This window comes from Kaistia granuli DSM 23481 (assembly GCF_000380505.1).
Taxonomy (GTDB): domain Bacteria; phylum Pseudomonadota; class Alphaproteobacteria; order Rhizobiales; family Kaistiaceae; genus Kaistia; species Kaistia granuli.
In genome coordinates this window covers 78,430-95,155 of sequence record NZ_AQYH01000016.1, presented here as the reverse complement: position 1 = coordinate 95,155, position 16,726 = coordinate 78,430, and the positions used below count along the sequence as shown (strand labels likewise).

General features: G+C 66.3%; 18 protein-coding genes and 1 other RNA gene. 9 read left to right on the top strand and 10 right to left on the bottom strand.

Features of this window, described 5'->3' with window-relative positions; all coding sequences use genetic code 11:
- The first annotated feature begins 275 nt into the window (after positions 1 to 275).
- From G342_RS26135 to G342_RS0119310, 4 genes are all read left to right on the top strand, one after another.
- Complete coding sequence (locus G342_RS26135) at positions 276 to 440, top strand: hypothetical protein (protein WP_156831027.1); 165 nt, start codon at positions 276 to 278, stop codon at positions 438 to 440.
- Between the two features lie 187 nt (positions 441 to 627).
- Positions 628 to 1,479, top strand: a complete 852-nt coding sequence (dapD, locus tag G342_RS0119320; protein ID WP_018184817.1) for a 2,3,4,5-tetrahydropyridine-2,6-dicarboxylate N-succinyltransferase — start codon at positions 628 to 630, stop codon at positions 1,477 to 1,479.
- A 14-nt stretch (positions 1,480 to 1,493) separates the two neighbouring features.
- The gene (gene dapE, locus G342_RS0119315) at positions 1,494 to 2,645 is read left to right on the top strand and encodes a succinyl-diaminopimelate desuccinylase (RefSeq protein ID WP_018184816.1); all 1,152 of its coding nucleotides are present in this window, start codon (positions 1,494 to 1,496) and stop codon (positions 2,643 to 2,645) included.
- A gap of 11 nt (positions 2,646 to 2,656) precedes the next feature.
- Positions 2,657 to 3,241 (top strand): hypothetical protein, encoded by a 585-nt coding sequence (locus tag G342_RS0119310; protein WP_018184815.1) that lies wholly within the window; start codon positions 2,657 to 2,659, stop codon positions 3,239 to 3,241.
- On the opposite strand, the gene truA is transcribed toward G342_RS0119310, so the two are convergent.
- Genes truA through def form a run of 3 tightly spaced genes read right to left on the bottom strand, consistent with a single transcriptional unit; the run spans position 3,194 to position 5,482 of the window.
- Entirely contained in the window at positions 3,194 to 3,979 is a 786-nt protein-coding gene (truA, locus tag G342_RS0119305) for a tRNA pseudouridine(38-40) synthase TruA (RefSeq protein ID WP_018184814.1), read from the bottom strand. The genes G342_RS0119310 and truA overlap by 48 nt on opposite strands.
- Positions 3,980 to 3,987: 8 nt before the next feature.
- Positions 3,988 to 4,920 (bottom strand): methionyl-tRNA formyltransferase, encoded by a 933-nt coding sequence (fmt, locus tag G342_RS0119300; protein WP_018184813.1) that lies wholly within the window; start codon positions 4,918 to 4,920, stop codon positions 3,988 to 3,990.
- A gap of 7 nt (positions 4,921 to 4,927) precedes the next feature.
- Positions 4,928 to 5,482, bottom strand: coding sequence for a peptide deformylase (gene def / locus G342_RS0119295; protein ID WP_018184812.1), 555 nt, complete (start codon positions 5,480 to 5,482; stop codon positions 4,928 to 4,930).
- Positions 5,483 to 5,670: 188 nt separating this feature from the next.
- Here def and G342_RS0119290 point away from each other — a divergent pair, with 188 nt between their 5' ends.
- The gene (locus G342_RS0119290; protein WP_425402245.1) at positions 5,671 to 6,795 is read left to right on the top strand and encodes a DNA recombination protein RmuC; all 1,125 of its coding nucleotides are present in this window, start codon (positions 5,671 to 5,673) and stop codon (positions 6,793 to 6,795) included.
- 4 nt (positions 6,796 to 6,799) lie between these two features.
- Entirely contained in the window at positions 6,800 to 7,213 is a 414-nt protein-coding gene (locus G342_RS25435) for a hypothetical protein (protein ID WP_018184810.1), read from the top strand.
- Here the strand turns inward: G342_RS25435 and G342_RS0119280 are convergent.
- The 5 genes from G342_RS0119280 to ffs all read right to left on the bottom strand — a co-directional run bounded on the left by G342_RS0119280 (position 7,191) and on the right by ffs (position 10,911).
- Positions 7,191 to 7,805, bottom strand: a complete 615-nt coding sequence (locus tag G342_RS0119280; protein ID WP_018184809.1) for a DUF924 family protein — start codon at positions 7,803 to 7,805, stop codon at positions 7,191 to 7,193. The two genes, G342_RS25435 and G342_RS0119280, sit on opposite strands and share 23 nt — an antisense overlap.
- Positions 7,806 to 7,837: 32 nt before the next feature.
- Positions 7,838 to 8,443 carry a recombination mediator RecR gene (gene recR / locus G342_RS0119275; protein WP_018184808.1) on the bottom strand — a complete coding sequence of 202 codons (606 nt, stop codon included), beginning with the start codon at positions 8,441 to 8,443 and terminating at the stop codon, positions 7,838 to 7,840.
- A gap of 91 nt (positions 8,444 to 8,534) precedes the next feature.
- Positions 8,535 to 8,858, bottom strand: a complete 324-nt coding sequence (locus G342_RS0119270; protein WP_018184807.1) for a YbaB/EbfC family nucleoid-associated protein — start codon at positions 8,856 to 8,858, stop codon at positions 8,535 to 8,537.
- A 24-nt stretch (positions 8,859 to 8,882) separates the two neighbouring features.
- Positions 8,883 to 10,682, bottom strand: a complete 1,800-nt coding sequence (locus G342_RS0119265) for a DNA polymerase III subunit gamma/tau (RefSeq protein ID WP_018184806.1) — start codon at positions 10,680 to 10,682, stop codon at positions 8,883 to 8,885.
- A 132-nt stretch (positions 10,683 to 10,814) separates the two neighbouring features.
- An RNA gene (gene ffs / locus G342_RS25770) (signal recognition particle sRNA small type) lies at positions 10,815 to 10,911 on the bottom strand.
- 150 nt (positions 10,912 to 11,061) lie between these two features.
- Between ffs and nudC the strand changes: the two genes are divergently transcribed.
- Positions 11,062 to 12,027 (top strand): NAD(+) diphosphatase, encoded by a 966-nt coding sequence (gene nudC / locus G342_RS0119260; RefSeq protein WP_018184805.1) that lies wholly within the window; start codon positions 11,062 to 11,064, stop codon positions 12,025 to 12,027.
- A gap of 59 nt (positions 12,028 to 12,086) precedes the next feature.
- Here the strand turns inward: nudC and G342_RS0119255 are convergent, their stop codons facing one another.
- Together G342_RS0119255 and G342_RS0119250 are read right to left on the bottom strand one after the other, a co-directional pair.
- On the bottom strand, positions 12,087 to 12,935 hold the full coding sequence (locus G342_RS0119255) for a prephenate dehydratase (RefSeq protein WP_018184804.1): 849 nt from the start codon (positions 12,933 to 12,935) through the stop codon (positions 12,087 to 12,089).
- Positions 12,936 to 12,969: 34 nt separating this feature from the next.
- Entirely contained in the window at positions 12,970 to 13,728 is a 759-nt protein-coding gene (locus G342_RS0119250; protein WP_040879169.1) for a 3-deoxy-manno-octulosonate cytidylyltransferase, read from the bottom strand.
- 188 nt (positions 13,729 to 13,916) lie between these two features.
- Here G342_RS0119250 and G342_RS0119245 point away from each other — a divergent pair, with 188 nt between their 5' ends.
- Both G342_RS0119245 and G342_RS0119235 read left to right on the top strand, forming a co-directional pair.
- Positions 13,917 to 14,693: a c-type cytochrome gene (locus G342_RS0119245; RefSeq protein ID WP_018184802.1), complete on the top strand. Its 777-nt coding sequence runs from the start codon at positions 13,917 to 13,919 to the stop codon at positions 14,691 to 14,693.
- 154 nt (positions 14,694 to 14,847) lie between these two features.
- Positions 14,848 to 16,725, top strand: a complete 1,878-nt coding sequence (locus tag G342_RS0119235) for an extracellular solute-binding protein (RefSeq protein ID WP_018184800.1) — start codon at positions 14,848 to 14,850, stop codon at positions 16,723 to 16,725.
- The last annotated feature ends 1 nt before the right edge of the window (position 16,726 follow it).

Below are 16,726 nucleotides of genomic sequence, written 5' to 3'. Positions count from 1 at the left end.
CACGTTCATCCGGGGCCTCCGGTGCCAGACGTTGGAGCGTCGCAACCCCAGCCTCTCAGCACCGGCCCGGATGAACAACCTTCATAGCTTCGACAGCTAGGGCGCCATGCCCTGCCTGGCGCAGGATCTGGAGGCAGCGGTCGCGATCGCCCGCGGGGGCCTGATCCCATGCGCGATGGTGCAGCCGGCCGGACTCGCGATCTCGTAATGTCCAATCCAGCGCAACGTCACCCTGATGCGAGACGTTGCGTCACTCCAGCTCAGACCCTCGCGCCGTGAGCGGCGCTCACCGTTTCCTCTCCACCGCACTCGTCTCGACGCCTTTCGTCACTGTCGAGAACCTGACCAACATGGCCTACAGCCCTGCGGTCTCGGGCGATTCGACGGCGATGACGGGTCGGGGCCGGACTGTCGTGGTCGGCCTGACGACGCAGTTGTGATCTCCTGCCCTGCCGGCGCGCAGCCGGCAGGCATTTCGCCTTCGATCGCGAGGGCGCCGCCCCGTATTGGCGGAAAACCGGCGGCCGAACGCCTTGCGCGTTGACTTCCCGGCACTGCCCGATATCGTCCCGGCCGAACCATGCCGGCCGCGCCTCTGCCGGCTCCGCCTATTTCCAGGGATAGATGATGACCACGCACGACCTCGCCGCCCTCCGGACCACCGTCGAAGCCGCCTTCGAGGATCGCGCGAATGTCAGCCCGGCGACCCAGGGCGCCCTCCGCTCGACGGTCGAGACGACGCTCGGCCTGCTCGATCGAGGCCAGGTTCGTGTCGCCGAGAAGATCGACGGCGAGTGGATCGTCAATGACTGGCTGAAGAAGGCCGTGCTCTTGTCGTTCCGCCTGAATGACATGGCGCCGGTGCCGGGTGCGCCGAACGGCTCGACCTGGTGGGACAAGGTGCCGACCAAGTTCGAGGGCTGGGGCGCCGATCGCTTCGCCGAGGCCGGCTTCCGCGCCGTGCCGGGCTCCGTCGTCCGCCATTCGGCCTATATCGCGCCGAACGTCATCCTGATGCCGTCCTTCGTCAATCTCGGCGCCTATGTCGACAGTGGCACCATGGTCGACACCTGGGCGACGGTCGGCTCCTGCGCGCAGATCGGCAAGAACGTCCACCTCTCCGGCGGCGCCGGCATTGGCGGCGTGCTCGAGCCGCTGCAGGCGAGCCCCACCATCATCGAGGACAATTGCTTCATCGGCGCCCGCTCCGAGGTGGTCGAGGGCGTCATCGTCGGCGAAGGCTCGGTCATCTCGATGGGCGTCTTCATCAGCGCCTCGACCAAGATCATCGACCGCGAGACGGGCGAGATCCATATCGGCCGCGTGCCGCCCTATTCCGTCGTCGTCTCCGGCTCGCTGCCCGGCAAGAACCTGCCGAACGGCCAGCCCGGTCCGTCGCTCTATTGCGCCGTGATCGTCAAGAAGGTCGACGCCAAGACCCGTTCGAAGACCAGCGTCAACGAGCTGCTCCGCGACTGACAGGATCCACCGCCATGGCCAGCGATCCGGTTCGCATCCTGCAAGACCTCATCCGCTGCCCGTCGGTGACGCCGGACGAAGGCGGGGCGCTCGCCTATCTGGAGAGCATCCTCACCGAGGCCGGATTCTCCGTCGAGCGCCCGGTCTTCTCGGAAGCCGGCACGCCGGACGTGGAAAACCTGTTTGCGACCATCGGCTCGGGCGCGCCGCATTTCGTCTTCGCCGGCCACACCGATGTGGTGCCGCCGGGCGATGCCGCGCGCTGGAGCCATGAGCCGTTCTCCGGCGACATCGCGGACGGCATGCTTTATGGCCGCGGCGCCGTCGACATGAAGGGCGGCATCGCGGCCTTTGTCGCGGCGGCGCTCGATTTCCTCGCCGACGGACCGCGAGCGGGAACCATCTCGCTGCTTATCACCGGCGACGAGGAAGGCCCGTCGATCAACGGCACGTCCAAACTGCTCGCCTGGGCGGCCGAACGAGGCCACCGCTTCGACGCGTCGATCGTCGGCGAACCGACCAATCCGCAGAGGTTGGGCGATGCGATCAAGGTCGGCCGCCGCGGCAGCCTTTCCGGCACCATCATCGTCAATGGCCGCCAGGGTCATGTCGCCTATCCACATCTGGCGCAGAACCCGATCCCGCAGCTCACCACGCTGATCCGCCGGCTGACGGCGGAGGCGCTCGACGCCGGCAACGAACGGTTCGACGCCTCGAACCTCGAATTCATCGGCCTCGAGGTCGACAACACGGCCTGGAACGTCATCCCGGCCGAGGCGCAGGCGCGCTTCAACATCCGCTTCAATGACGAGTGGACCCGTGACACGCTGGAGGCCTGGCTGCTGAGCCGGCTGGAACAGGCGGCCGGCAACGCCATCGATTTCGAGCTGGCGCTGCAGCCAGGCGGCAGCGACTCCTTCCTGACGCATTCGGAAAAGCTGATCGGCACGCTGTCGGATGCGATCGAGAGGGCAACGGGCCGCCAGCCGGCGCTGTCGACCAGCGGCGGCACCTCGGATGCACGTTTCATCAAGGACTATTGCCCGGTAGTGGAATTCGGTCTCGTCGGCCAGACCATGCATCAGGTCGACGAACGCGTCGCGCTGGCCGATCTCGAGACCCTGACGACGATCTACCGTGGCTTCCTCGACCAGTATTTCGCGTAAGGCGGCGGCGGATGATCAGCCCCCAGGCTTCCAGCGCGCTGACCGGCGCGCTCGAACTCTTTCTCGGCCGACGCGAGGGCATCCAGCGTTTCGACTTCAGTCTGGACGGCTTCTGGCGCTCGTTCGGCGCCATTCTCTACGTGTTGCCGTTCTTCGCCATTAGCATCGCCGTGGAACACCGGCTGCGGCCGCCCGACGTCATGGTCACCGGTCCCTCGGACGGGCTGTTCGTCCTGTCGCGCCTGATCGATCTCGGCCTCGACTGGGTGATGATGCCACTGCTGCTGGCTGCCTTCGCCCGCAATCTCGGCATTGCGCGGACCTATGCGTCTTATGTCGTGGTGAGGAACTGGGCTTCGGTCGTCATGTCGGCGCCGCAGGCGCTGATCGCCCTGCTCGTCGGGCTCGGCCTGATCCCGATCGAGTTCGCCGCCGTGCTGTCGCTCGCCGTCGTCGGCGTGATGCTGCGCTACCACTACCAGATCGTCGGCGCGACGCTGGGCGGAACGCAACCGTTCAAGATCGGCCTCGTCGGCGCCGACCTGGTCCTAAGCCTCATCCTCAGCGGCATCTTCACTCGACTGTTCGGCGGGTGAGCCGTAGTCGACCTTGACGAGATAGAGCCCACCCGGAGGCGCCACCGGACCGCAGGCCTTGCGATCACGCGCTTCCAGCACCTCGCCGACGCGCTCGAACGGCCATTTGCCCTCGCCGACCTTTTTCAGCGTGCCGACCATCGAGCGCACCTGATTGTGCAGGAAAGAGCGCGCCGACACGCCGAACAGGACGTGCTCGCCGTCGCGCGTGATCTCCAGCCGCTCCAGCGTCTTCATCGGGCTCTTGGCCTGACAATCGGCCGAGCGGAAGGTGGTGAAGTCGTGCCAGCCGAGCAGCAGGTCGGCCGCCCGCTGCATCGCGTCGATGTCGAGGTGCTTGCGGACATCCCAGACGCGGTTGATCTCCAGCGCGGCCGGCGCGCGGCGGTCCAGCACGCGATAAATATAGTGACGCTTCACCGCGGATCGGCGCGCGTCGAATGCATCCGCGACCGGCTCCGCTTCAAGCACGGCGATCGGCTCCGGCCGAAGCTGCGCATTCATCGCGTCGCGGATGCGCAGGCCTGTCCAGTGGCCGGGGAGATCGAAATGCGCCACCTGGCCCGTCGCATGGACACCCGAATCGGTGCGCCCGGCACCGAAGGTCAGCGCCGCCTCGCCGGAGAAGCGCTGGATGGCGGCCTCGAGCGACTGCTGCACGGAGGGTGCATTGGCCTGACGCTGCCAACCGGAGTAAGGCGTGCCGTCATATTCGATCAGGAGCTTGTAGCGGGGCATCGCCCGACCTAGCCGACGAGAGCGCCGGCTGCAACCGATGCTCCGCGCAAGAAGTCGACCGCGCGCAGCGGCTTGCCGCCGGCGCGCTGCACCTCGACCAGCCGGACCGCGCCTTCGCCACAGGCAATGGTGAGCTGATCGTCCAGCACGGTTCCGGGCTGGCTCGACCCCTCTGCCATGGCCGAGCGCAACACCTTGACCCGCTCGACCTTGCCGCCGAGCGTCATCTCGCACCAGGCGCCGGGAAAGGGCGACAGGCCGCGAATATGGTCGTGCACCTGCTTCGCCGGCTTCTGCCAGTCGATCCGCGCCTCGCCCTTGTCGATCTTGGCGGCATAGGTGACGCCCTCCTCCGCCTGCGGCACGGCATCGAGCCCGCCACGCGAGGCGGCGGCGAGCGCCCGCACCATCAGATCGGCGCCGAGCCGCGCCAGCTTGTCATGCAGATCGCCGGTGGTGACGTCGGCGCCAATCGCGATCTTCTCGACCATGGCGACGGGACCCGTATCCAGCCCCGCTTCCATGCGCATGACCATCACGCCGGTCTCGGCATCGCCGGCCATGATGGCCCGGTGGATGGGAGCCGCACCGCGCCAGCGCGGCAACAGCGAGGCATGCAGGTTGAGGCAGCCCTCGCGCGGCGCGTCGAGGATCGCCTGAGGCAGGATCAGCCCATAGGCGACCACCACCGCGACATCGGCGTCGAGCGAGGCAAAGGCCTCCTGCTCGTCGGCGCCCTTCAGCGATTTCGGCGTGAAGACGGGGATGCCGAAGCGCTCGGCCGTCTCATGCACGGGCGACTTGCGCTCGGCCATGCCGCGACCGGCCGGACGGGGCGGCTGCGAATAGACGGCGACGACCTCGTGGCCCTGACCGATGATCTCGACCAGCGTGGGCACGGAGAAGTCGGGCGTGCCCATGAAGACGACGCGGAGGCTCATATCCGCCTCACATCTCGTCGGGGGTGTGCGACTTGAACTCGGGCAGATCGCCGGTCTTGGCGGCCTTGACGAACTTCTTGATCACCATGTCGCGCTTCAGCCGGGACAGGTAGTCGATGAAAAGCTTGCCGTCGAGATGATCGATCTCATGCTGCACGCAGGTGGCGAGCAGCTCGTCCGCCTCGATTTCCTGCAGCTTGCCGTCGCGATCGAGATAGCGGATCCGGACGGAAGCAGGACGCTCGACCTCGGCATAGTAGTCCGGAATCGACAGGCAGCCCTCTTCATAGACCGAGCGCTCATCCGAGACCCTGAGGATCTCCGGATTGATCAGGAACAGCGGCGCGGGCGTGCTGCCCTCTTCGCGGCCCGACACGTCGATGGTGACGACGCGGCGCGGCACGCCGACCTGGATGGCGGCGAGGCCGATGCCCGGCGCCTCGTACATCGTCTCCAGCATGTCGTCCATGAAGCGCAGCAATTCGTCGTCGATGCGCTCGACCGGCTCGCTGACGAGCCTCAGCTTCGCGTCCGGCAGGGTAATGATGTCGAGTAGGGCCATGAAAACCTCGGATTGAGGCGTTTCAGATAGGAGATGCGGGGATGGCGGTCAACGAGGAATGATGGATGGCGCCCGTGGCGTGTCCGCGCGTGTTCTTGTTTTGATCTCCTCTTTCCATCCGAATCTGTTATGGATGGTGGATGCAGGATGTTCTTTTCATCGTCGGCGACCGGCCGATCACCGTCGCCATGCTGATGCTGGCGGCCGCCAGCATCAGCGTCACGCTGCTCTTTCTCGTCCTGATCGTCCTGTTGCGCAGCATGCGCCGACAGAGTGTGGCCGAGACCGACCAGGCGATGCAGGGCGACGAACTGGAGCGCCGCGTCGCCGATCTGGTCCGCATCCAGAGCGAGATGACCGGCCGGATGCAGACGATGGCGGAAGTGTTCGGCTCGCGACAATCGGAGCTGCTGCACGGTCTCTCCAACCGGATGGACGGGCTCGGCCACCGCATCGGCCAGACCATGGTCGAATCGACCCGCAACACGCATGAGAACCTCGCGCGGCTGAACGAGCGCCTCGCCGTCATCGACACGGCGCAGCGCAACATCACCGAATTGTCGAGCCAGGTGGTCGGCCTGCAGCACATCCTCGCCAACAAGCAGACGCGCGGCGCCTTCGGCCAGGCGCGGATGGAGGCGATTGTCCAGGATGGCCTGCCGATCGGCGGCTACCAGTTCCAGGCGACGCTCTCGAACGGCAACCGGCCGGATTGCGTGGTCGCCTTCCCGAACAACACGGCCGGCCTCGTCATTGACGCCAAATTTCCGCTTGAGGCGTGGAACGCCATCCGCGCCGCCGAAGGGCCCGAACTAACCCGCGCTGCCGAGACGCAATTCCGCCGCGACGTGACCAAGCATCTGAAGGACATTGCCGAGCGCTATCTGATCCCCGGCGAGACCCAGGACACCGCTTTCATGTTCGTGCCGTCGGAGTCGATCTTCGCCGACATTCACGAGCGCTTTGAGGATCTGGTCCAGTCGGCGCACCGGCTCAGGATCGTCATCGTCTCGCCGTCGCTCCTCATGCTGTCGATCCAGGTAATCCAGTCGGTGCTGAAGGATGCCGGCATGCGCGAACAGGCGCATCTGATCCAAGGTGAAGTGATGAAGCTGATGGAGGATGTCGGCCGGGTGAACGACCGCGTGCTCAAGCTGAAGACGCATTTCGACCAGGCGTCGAAGGACATCGACGACATCCTGATTTCGACCCGCAAGCTCACCGCGCGGGGCGCCAAGATCGAGGCGCTGGAATTCGGCGACGAGGGCTCCCCCGCCTATGACCGCCAGCCGGATCTTCTGGCCGGGGAATAGCCCCATGGGCCCAATCCGGTCCGCAGCGATCTACTTTGCGGTCGTCTTCGCGATCGGCTTCGTGCTTGGCACCGTCCGGGTCCTCTGGCTGGAGCCCAGGATAGGCGCATTGACGGCCGTTGCGTTGGAGCTGCCCATCATGCTCGCCGCGGCGTGGGTTGTCTGCGGCCATATTCTCCGGCGATCGCAGGTCACCGCGCGACACGGGGCCGATATCGGCATGGGGGTCGTCGCCCTGCTTCTGCTGCTGGCCGCCGAATTCGCGCTCGGGCGCCTCGGCTTCGGCCGGCCCGCGGCCGATCAGTTGGCGGCCTATGCCACCTGGCCCGGCATACTCGGTTTCGCCGGTCAGATCGGCTTTGCCGCAATCCCGGTGATCCGTTGCCGGTGGCGGATCAGTAGCCCCGCCCGTCCTTGAGGAATTCAGCTTCCTCCGACGTCGAAACGCGGCCGAGATCGGCGTTGCGATGCGGGAAGCGCCCGAAACGGCGGATCACGTCGCGGTGCTTTTCGGCATAGTCGAGGAAGGAGGCATAGGTGCCCTTCTCGGCCTCCGGCATTTCGGCGAGCAAGGCCTGGTAGAGGGCGACCGAATTGTCCTGGTCGGCCAGTTCCTCGCTATGCTCGAACGGCAGATAGAGGAAGACGCGTTCCATCGGCGTGAAGCGTCCGACGCCGCTTTCGATCAGCCGACGCGCCGCAGCGCGAGCGCGCGCGTCATACGCATAGGCCCGGCCGTCCTCGCGAAAGAGGTTGCGCGGAAACTGGTCGAGGAACAGGACGAAGCCGATGCCGGCCGCCGGCGACAGCGTCTCGAACGGCCAATCCGTCTCAGCGACAGCGTCGAGATGATCGCCGAAGCGCTGCCGGCAGGCCTCGTCGGTGGCGTCATGGCGGGAGAACCACACCTTCACCCGCTCGGCCGGCGCCTCGATGCCGGCGACCAGTTCCTCGAACCAGAAACGATGGGCTTCGAGAAGGATCGCGGCAACAGGCTGTTCGGACGGCATAAGGGGTTCTCCTGTCAAAGCGAGCGAGGCCGTCAGAACGGCGTGCGGGCGCGGATCGCGGCGGCGAGCGTACCCTCGTCGAGATAGTCGAGTTCGCCACCGACAGGCACGCCATGGGCGAGGCGCGAGACCTTGACCGGCGTGCCGGTCAACCGGTCGGTGATGACATGCGCGGTGGTCTGGCCGTCGACGGTGGCGTTGACCGCGAGGATCACTTCCGAGACTTCGCCCGTCGAACAGCGCTGGACCAGCGTATCGATGTTGAGATCATCCGGCCCGACGCCGTCGAGCGGCGACAGCGTGCCGCCGAGGACGTGATAGCGCGCCTTGATGGCGCCAGCCCGCTCCAGCGCCCAGAGGTCCGAGACATCCTCGACGACGACGATGGTCCTGGCGTCGCGCGTCGGGTCGCTGCAGATGGTGCAGGGATCAGCGGTATCGATGTTGCCGCAGGTAGAGCAGGTCAGGATCCGCTCGGCGGCCACCGTCATCGCGCCCGCCAGCGGCACCAGCAGCTGGTCCTTCTTCTTGACAAGCGCCAGCGCGGCGCGGCGCGCCGAGCGCGGCCCGAGGCCTGGCAGCCGCGCGAGAAGCTGGATCAGGCGTTCGATCTCGGGACCGGCAGTGCTGCGAGACATGAATGCGCTTTGGCTGGATGAAATCGTAGTCGCCCGAGACCGGGCGTCGGAATGGGCGAATGATCGACATCCGCCCGCCGATTTCGAAGGATCAGAACGGCAGCTTGAGGCCGGCCGGCAGGCCGAGGCCGCCCGTCAGTTCCTGCATCTTGTCGGCCATGGTGCGCTCGGCCTTGGCGCGTGCGTCGGCATGGGCGGCGGTGATCAGGTCCTCGAGGATCTCGACCTCTTCCGGCTTCAGGAGCGACGGATCGATCGTCAGCTTGCGCAGATCGCCCTTGGCGGTCATCACGACGGTGACCAGCCCGGCGCCGGCGGAGCCTTCCACTTCGATGGTGGCGACTTCGGCCTGCATGTCCTGCATCTTCGACTGCAGTTCCTTGGCCTTGCTCATCATGCCGAGAATGTCGCGCATGGGTCACTCCTTCAGTTCAATGAATCAATCTTCGTCGGGATCGGGCGCTTCGTCCGGATTCTCGACCGGCACGGCCGGCGACGGCAGGCCGATATCGGCCTCGCCGCCACGGATCTGGATATCGACGATCTTGGCGCCGGGAAAGCGCGACAGCACGGCGGCGACGAGCGGGTCCGCGGCGGCGTCCGAGCGCGCCTTGTCCCTGGCGAAATTGCGCGCCTCGGCGATCGTCATTTCCGTTGCGCCGCGTCCGAGCGCCACGACCCAGCGTTCGCCGGTCCAGTCGGTCAGCTTGCGGCCGAGATCCTGCGCCAGCGTGCGCGGCGCATCCTCTGTCGGCTCGAATTCGAGCAGGCCCGGCTCGAAGCGGATCGGCTTGACCTGCTGTTCAAGCGCCAGTTTCAGCGGAATGTCGCGCTTGAGGCCGACATAGGCGACGAGATCCTCGAAGCGCTGAAACCGGACGGCCGGCTCGGCCTTGGCCTGCGGCACACCGGCGGGTTGCGCCATCGCCATGGTCGGCATCGGCGCGGCGCTAGCGATGGTGCGCATCTGGCCGACGGGGCCGCCCTGGGGCGCCGAGCCCGACGCGCCCGATATCGGCGGCGCGGAGGCCGACGACGCGGCGAAGCTGCCGCTCTTCAACAGGCGCAACGCCTCGTCCGGCGTCGGCAGGTCGGCGGCGTGGGCGATGCGGATCAGCACCATGTCGGCGGCGGCGAGCGGCCGGCTCGAGCTGGAGACTTCCTCGATGCCCTTCAGGAGCATCTGCCAGGCGCGTGCCAGCACGCGCAGAGATACGGTCTCGGCGAATGCGCGACCGCGCGTCCGCTCGTCCTGCGGCAGAGCGGCATCCTCGCCGCTATCCGGCACGACCTTGAAGCGCGTCACGGCATGGGTGAAGGCGGCAAGATCCTGCAGCACGACGGCGGGGTCCGCGCCGATGTCGTATTGTTCTTTGAGCAGCGCCAGCGCTTCGGCGATGCGGCCACCCATCAACGCCTCGAACAGATCGATGACGCGGGCGCGGTCGGCGAGGCCGAGCATGCCGCGCACATCCTCGGCGGAGATCGCGCCGGCGCCATGGGCGATGGCCTGGTCGAGCAGCGACAGAGAATCGCGCGCAGACCCCTCGGCGGCGCGGGCAATCATGGCGAGTGCATCGTCGCCGATCGAGACCTGCTCCTTCTCGGTGATCGACCGCAAGAGGCCGATCAGCCGGTCCGATTCGATCCGGCGCAGGTCGAAGCGCTGGCAGCGCGACAGCACCGTGACCGGAACCTTACGGATCTCGGTTGTCGCGAAGATGAACTTCACATGCTCGGGTGGCTCCTCGAGCGTCTTCAGCAGGCCGTTGAAGGCCGCGCCCGACAGCATGTGCACTTCGTCGAGGATATAGACCTTGTAGCGGGCCGAGACCGGCTTGTAGCGGACGGCCTCGATGATCTCGCGAATGTTGTCGATGCCGTTGTTCGACGCCGCGTCCATCTCGAGCACGTCGACATGGCGGCCTTCCATGATCTCGGCGCAATGGACACCAAGCTCGGGCATGTCGATGGTCGGGCGGTCGATTTGGCCGGGGATGGAATAATTGAGGCCACGGGCGAGAATGCGGGCCGTCGTCGTCTTGCCGACACCGCGAACCCCGGTGAGCATGTAGGCCTGCGCGATGCGGCCCGTCTCGAAGGCGTTCTTGAGCGTGCGGACCATCGGCTCCTGGCCGACGAGGTCGTCAAAGCTCTTCGGCCGGTATTTGCGCGCCAGAACGCGATAGGCGCCGTTCGCGCCATCCTTCGGGGTGCTGGAAAGATCGCCGCCGTCCATGCGTCGCCCGTTGTAGTCCTGCTGTTGCACCAAACCCTGGCCGCCCTCGCGGGCAAGCCTTTCCGAACCTTAGCACACCCTGGTGGGCGCGCCCGGCTGATCATCAAGGCTGACGCGATGGCTGGGGAAAAGGTAGGAGGCTGGCACGCGACCCGTGCCGTGGCTCGTTGGGGCTGCTTCCTTCCGGACCTGACCCGATTGGCGAGTGGCTCGTCCACCACCAACCTCCCGCGGAGACATATCGTCGTTCCCGATCGAAATGGCAAGCCCGAACCGTGCCCGGGGGCTATCGCGGTGAAAAGGTCTGTGGCGTAATCAACGAATTGCCTTCGAGTCGGCGCCCCGTCGGCCGCCATTTCCCGTACATAGCAGCACCACCATGACCCGCAATTTCTTCGACCGATTGCCCCCCGTCGAGCCCAGCACCTTGGTCGGATTCTCCGGCAACTCGCTCGACCGCCGCAGCGAGGCGCGCAACGAATCGACGTTCGCCGCCGCCCTCGCCGATCCGACCGCGCGCGTCTACCTGCTGCGCGGCGACGAGGCAATGATCCGGGCCGGCGGCGCAACGGAGAGCCTGTTCAGCCTGAAGGAAGCGAAGGCGCTCGGAGCCGCCATGGACGACGCCATCCTGCTCGGCTGGGAGAATTCGGCGCCGCGTATCGCCGCGATCGTCGGCAGCGACACCTCATTCGATGTCGACGCGTTCCATGCCGTGCCGCTGCGGACGCTGGCGATCAACGCATTTTCCGGCAGCATTCTCGCCGATACGGTCGAGCCGGCGACGCTTGGCGCGCTGGCGCAGGCCCGCGCCCTGCTGCACTGGCACGCCGCCAACCGTTTCTGCGGCCGCTGCGGCACGCGCTCGACCATGGCCATGGGCGGCTACCGGCGCGACTGCCCGAATTGCGGCCTGCAGAAATTTCCGCGCACCGATCCGGTGGCGATCATGCTGGCGGTCGACGGCGACCGCTGCCTTATGGGCCGGCAGGCGCGCTTCGCGCCTGGCACCTATTCCTGCCTCGCCGGCTTCGTCGAACCAGGCGAGACGATCGAGGACGCGGTCCGGCGCGAAATCCAGGAAGAGGCCGGCATCCGGATCGGCCGCGTCGCCTATCACGCCAGCCAGCCCTGGCCGTTCCCGATGTCTCTGATGATCGGCTGCATCGCGCAGGCGATCTCGACCGACATCGTGCCGGATACGGAAGAGCTGGAGGATTGCCGCTGGTTCTCGCGCGACGAGACTCGCGCCATGCTGGACGGCGAGCATCCGGACGGCCTCTCGACGCCGCCACGCATGGCGATCGCCCATACGCTGATCCGCGCCTGGGTCGAAGGCGGCTGACCCCCACGATAAGGGGCGCCTGCCACGGCAAGCGCCCTTCGAGACAGATCCGTCGGAACCTAGCGCGGCGCGACGACGTCGGCGCGGAACGGCGCCGCCGGATAGACGCCCAGAATCCGCAGCTCGGCCGAGAAGAAGGCGAGCTCCTCCAGCGCATGGGCGAGGCCCGAATCCTGGGGATGCCCCTCGACATCGACATAGAAGCGCGTCGCCGAGAAGCGGCCGTCGAGCTGGTAGCTCTCGAGCTTCGTCATGTTGATGCCGTTGGTGGCAAAGCCACCGAGCGCCTTGTAGAGCGCGGCCGGGATGTTGCGGACGCGGAAGACGAAGGTGGTGATCACCGGCCCTGCGCCATAGGCGGCATGCGCCGGCTCGCGCGACAGGATGACGAAGCGCGTCGTGTTGTGGGCGGCGTCCTCGACATTCTCGGCCAGGATGTCGAGGCCGTAGATTTCGGCGGCGAAACGCGGTGCCAGGGCCGCCCGGGTCAGGTCGTCCGTCTCGGAGATGATCCGCGCCGCGCCAGCCGTATCGCCGGCGACGATGGCGCGATAGCCATGCTCGCGCATGATGCGACGGCACTGGCCGAGCGCATGCACATGGCTCTCGACCGTCTTTATCGTCTCCAGCGTCGCGCCCTTCAGCGCCATCAGCTGGAAGCGGATCGGCAGGAAATACTCACCGATGATGTGCAGGCCCGAATCAGGCAGCAGGTGGTGGATATCGGCGACGCGACCGGCGAGCGAGTTCTCGATCGGAATCATCGCGAGGTCGACATCGCCGCGCGACATCGCCTGGAAGCAATCCTCGAAGGTGGGCGCCGGCACGGCCTCGTAGTCGGGATAGACGTCGGCGCAGGCGATGTGGGAATTGGCGCCAGGCTCGCCCTGGAACACGATCTTCTTCATGTGGCTGAGACTTCTGTTCAAGTTTGCCGCCGGTCTAGCGGCCGGCGTCATCCGGGGCGGAGAGCAGGGTGCGCGCCCTTTCGAGATCGGCGGGAGTATCGACACCGAGCGGGACGGCGTCAACGATCGCGACATCGATGCGCATGCCGGCCTCGAGCGCCCTGAGCTGCTCCAGCTTCTCGCGCTTCTCCAGCACGGAGGGCGGCAAGGCGACATAGCGATCGAGCGCCGCCCGCCGGTAGGCGTAGAGGCCGATATGGTGCAGCAGCGGCCCCTCGCCCCATGGCGCCGTGGCGCGGGTAAAATAGAGGGCGCGCAAGCGGTCGGCCGCGAGCGGCGAGCCGACGATCTTCACGACATTCTCATTGGTACGGTCTTCGTCGCGGTCGATCACGGCGGCGATCGTCGCGATGTCGACGGCGGGATCGGCGAGCGGCGCGAAGCAGGCGGCGACCGAAGCCGGCTCGATCGTCGGCAGGTCGCCCTGGACATTGACGATGACGTCGTAGCGACGCTCGGGATCGACGATCTGCGCCGCCTCGTGGATGCGCGCCGAGCCGTTTTCATGGTCCGCCCGGGTGATCACCGCCTCGCCACCGGCCGCGCGGACGGCCGCGGCGATGCCGGCGTCGTCGGTCGCCACCACCACCGGACCGATTCTCGCCTCCGCGGCGCGCCGCCAGACATGCACGATCATCGGAATGCCGTGAATATCGGCCAAAGGCTTGCCCGGCAGCCGGGTGGCGGCCATGCGAGCGGGGATAAGAACAAGGGCCTCGGAGGCGGAACGCATCAGGTTTTCCTTGATTAGTTCGACAGGCGACGCATGCAGGTGGCAAAACGTCTCAATCATGAGGCGTTCATACGTATTGCACCCAACACTGGAAAGCTTGTAGTTTCCGCGCCACATGAGAGGGGGACATGGCGCCACGGGGGCTGCCGGTTCCTATAGCCTAATCGAAGCGTCTGGGGCCAAGACCGATGGATTCTTTCGAGCTCAACAAGATCGTCGGTGCGGTCCTGTTTACGCTTCTGGTAGTGATGTCGCTGAGCATCTTCTCGGAAGTGATCTATGCGCCGGCCGTGCCGGAAAAGCCGGGCTTCGTCATCGAAGTCGCGGAAGAGACGACCGGTGGGGCCGCTGGCGCCGCGGCCGCGCAGGAGCCGCCTGTCGCGGTTCTGCTGGCCAGCGCCAAGGTCGAGGCCGGTGAGGCCGTCGCCAAGAAGTGCGCCGCCTGCCACAATTTCGTCGAGGGCGCCGGCACCAAGGTCGGTCCGGACCTCTACAACATCATTGATCGCCCGATCGGCTCGGTCGAAGGGTTCAAGTATTCCGGCGTCATGCAGACCGCGCATGACGAAGGCAAGAAGTGGACCTACGAGCACCTCTACACCTTCCTGAAGAGCCCGAAGGCCGACATGCCCGGAACGGCCATGGGTTTCGCCGGCATCTCGAAGTCCGAGGACCGCGCCAACCTGATCGCCTACCTCCGCACGCTGGCCGAGAGCCCGGTTCCGCTGCCCGAGCCCGAGGCAGCCGCTCCCGCCGAGGCTCCGGCCGCGGCAGAAGCTCCGGCTGCCCCTGCAGAGGCCGCTCCGGCGGCTCCGGCAACCGACGCGCCTGCGGCTCCCGCCGCTCCGGCGGCCGAGACCCCGGCAGCGCCGGCTGCCCCCGAGGCGCCCGCTGCCCCGGCTCCGGCTGCCCCCGCAGCCCCGGCTCCCGCCGAGCCGGCCGCGCCGCAGCCCGCCACGCCGTAAGCGCCATCCGTCACTGCTGACACACTACGAAAGGCCGGAGATCATCCTCCGGCCTTTTTCTGTTGCGATGTCGCTCCGGGCGTTGATCACGCAGCAGTTGCCCTGCGCGCAATCCGCCTTAGTAATGTGAGTTGTCAGCTGGAGAATCACGCCCATGAAGCTCGTCGCCGCCGCCTTGTTCAGCCTGTCGCTCCTGCTACCCGCGACGACCGGCGCCATGGCGGCCGAGACGACGGAGGGCGCCGCGCCTTGGCGCCACGCGACCTCGCTGATCGGCGAGCCGAAATATCCGGCCGGCTTCAAGCACTACGACTATGTGAATCCCGATGCGCCGAAGGGCGGCACGCTCAACAGCGCCGCCGTCGGCACCTTCGACAGCCTGAACCCCTATATCGTGCAGGGTACCCCGGCCTCCGGCTTCGCGGCTTTCGGTGGCGGCTTGCTCTACGACACGCTGATGGAGCAGGCGACCGACCAGCCCGGCACCAATTACGGTCTGATCGCCGAGGCGATGAGCTATCCCGACGATTTCGCCTGGGTGAAGTTCCGCCTGAACCCGGCGGCGCACTGGCATGACGGCAAGCCGATCACGCCGGAAGACGTCATCTGGTCGTTCGAGACCCTGAAGGCGCAGAGCCCGATGTACAACAAGTACTACGCCAACGTGGTCAAGGCGGAGATCACCGGGGATCGCGAGGTGACGTTCACCTTCGACAAGCCGGGAAATCGCGAGCTGCCGAACATCATGGGCGATCTCGCCGTGCTGCCGAAGCACTGGTGGGAGGGCACGGATGCGAGCGGCAAGAAGCGCGACATCTCGAAGTCGACGCTGGAGATTCCGCTCGGCTCCGGCGCCTACCAGATCGAATCCGTCAGCCCAGGCCGGCAGATCGTCTGGAAGCGGGCCGAGGACTATTGGGGCAAGGACCTGCCGACGCAGGTCGGCCGTAACAATTTCGACCGCATCAAGGTCGACTACTACCGCGATCCGAACGCCGGCTGGGAAGCCTTCAAAAAGGGTGGCCTCGACGACTACCGGCAGGAAAACCGCATCGGCCGCTGGATGACCGAGTACAACTTCGACGCCGTGAAGGACGGCAAGGTCATACAGCGCTCCTTCCCGCTCGCCTCCTCGGGCCGCATGCAGGGCTATGTGCTCAACCAGCGGCGTGACAAGTTCAAGGACCCGCGCGTCCGCCAGGCGCTCAACTACGTCTTCGACTTCGAAACGATGAACCGCACGCTGTTCTTCGACAAATATAAGCGAATCAACAGCTATTTCGCCGGCATCGACCTCGCCTCCAGCGGCCTGCCGCAGGGCAAGGAACTGGAGATCCTCGAAACCGTCCGCGATCAGGTTCCGCCGGAGGTTTTCACCGAGGAATTCAAGCTGCCGGTCAACGACACACCGCAGGCCTTCCGGGACAATCTCCGCCGCGCCGTCGCCCTGCTGCAGGAGGCAGGCTGGGTGCTGAATGGCAACAAGTTGGTCAACGCCCAGACCGGCGAGCCCTTCACCATCGAGTTCCTGGAAAGCGATCCCTCCTTCGAGCGCGTCGTCGCCCCCTATATCCAGAATCTGAAGCGGATCGGCATCGACGCCCGCCTGCGCGTTGTCGACACCGCGCAATATGTCGCCCGCGTCAACGATTTCGATTTCGATGTCGTCTCGACCGTGATCGCGCAGTCGCATTCGCCCGGCAACGAGCAGCGCGAGATGTGGGGCTCGGCCGCCGCCAAGACGCCCGGCAGCCGCAACCTGATGGGCATCCAGAACCCGGCGATCGACAAGCTGATCGATCGGGTCGTGTTCGCGACCAACCGCGAGGATCTGGTCGCCGCGACCCATGCGCTCGATCGCGTGCTGCTGTGGAACTACTACGTCGTGCCGCAATGGTTCAGCGACACCATCAACGTCGCTTACTGGAACAAGTTCGGCATTCCGGAAAAGCAGCCCGAATATGTCGGCATCGACGTCTATTCCTGGTGGATCGACCCGGCCAAGGAAAAGGCCCTGGGGGCCAAGCCTTGAG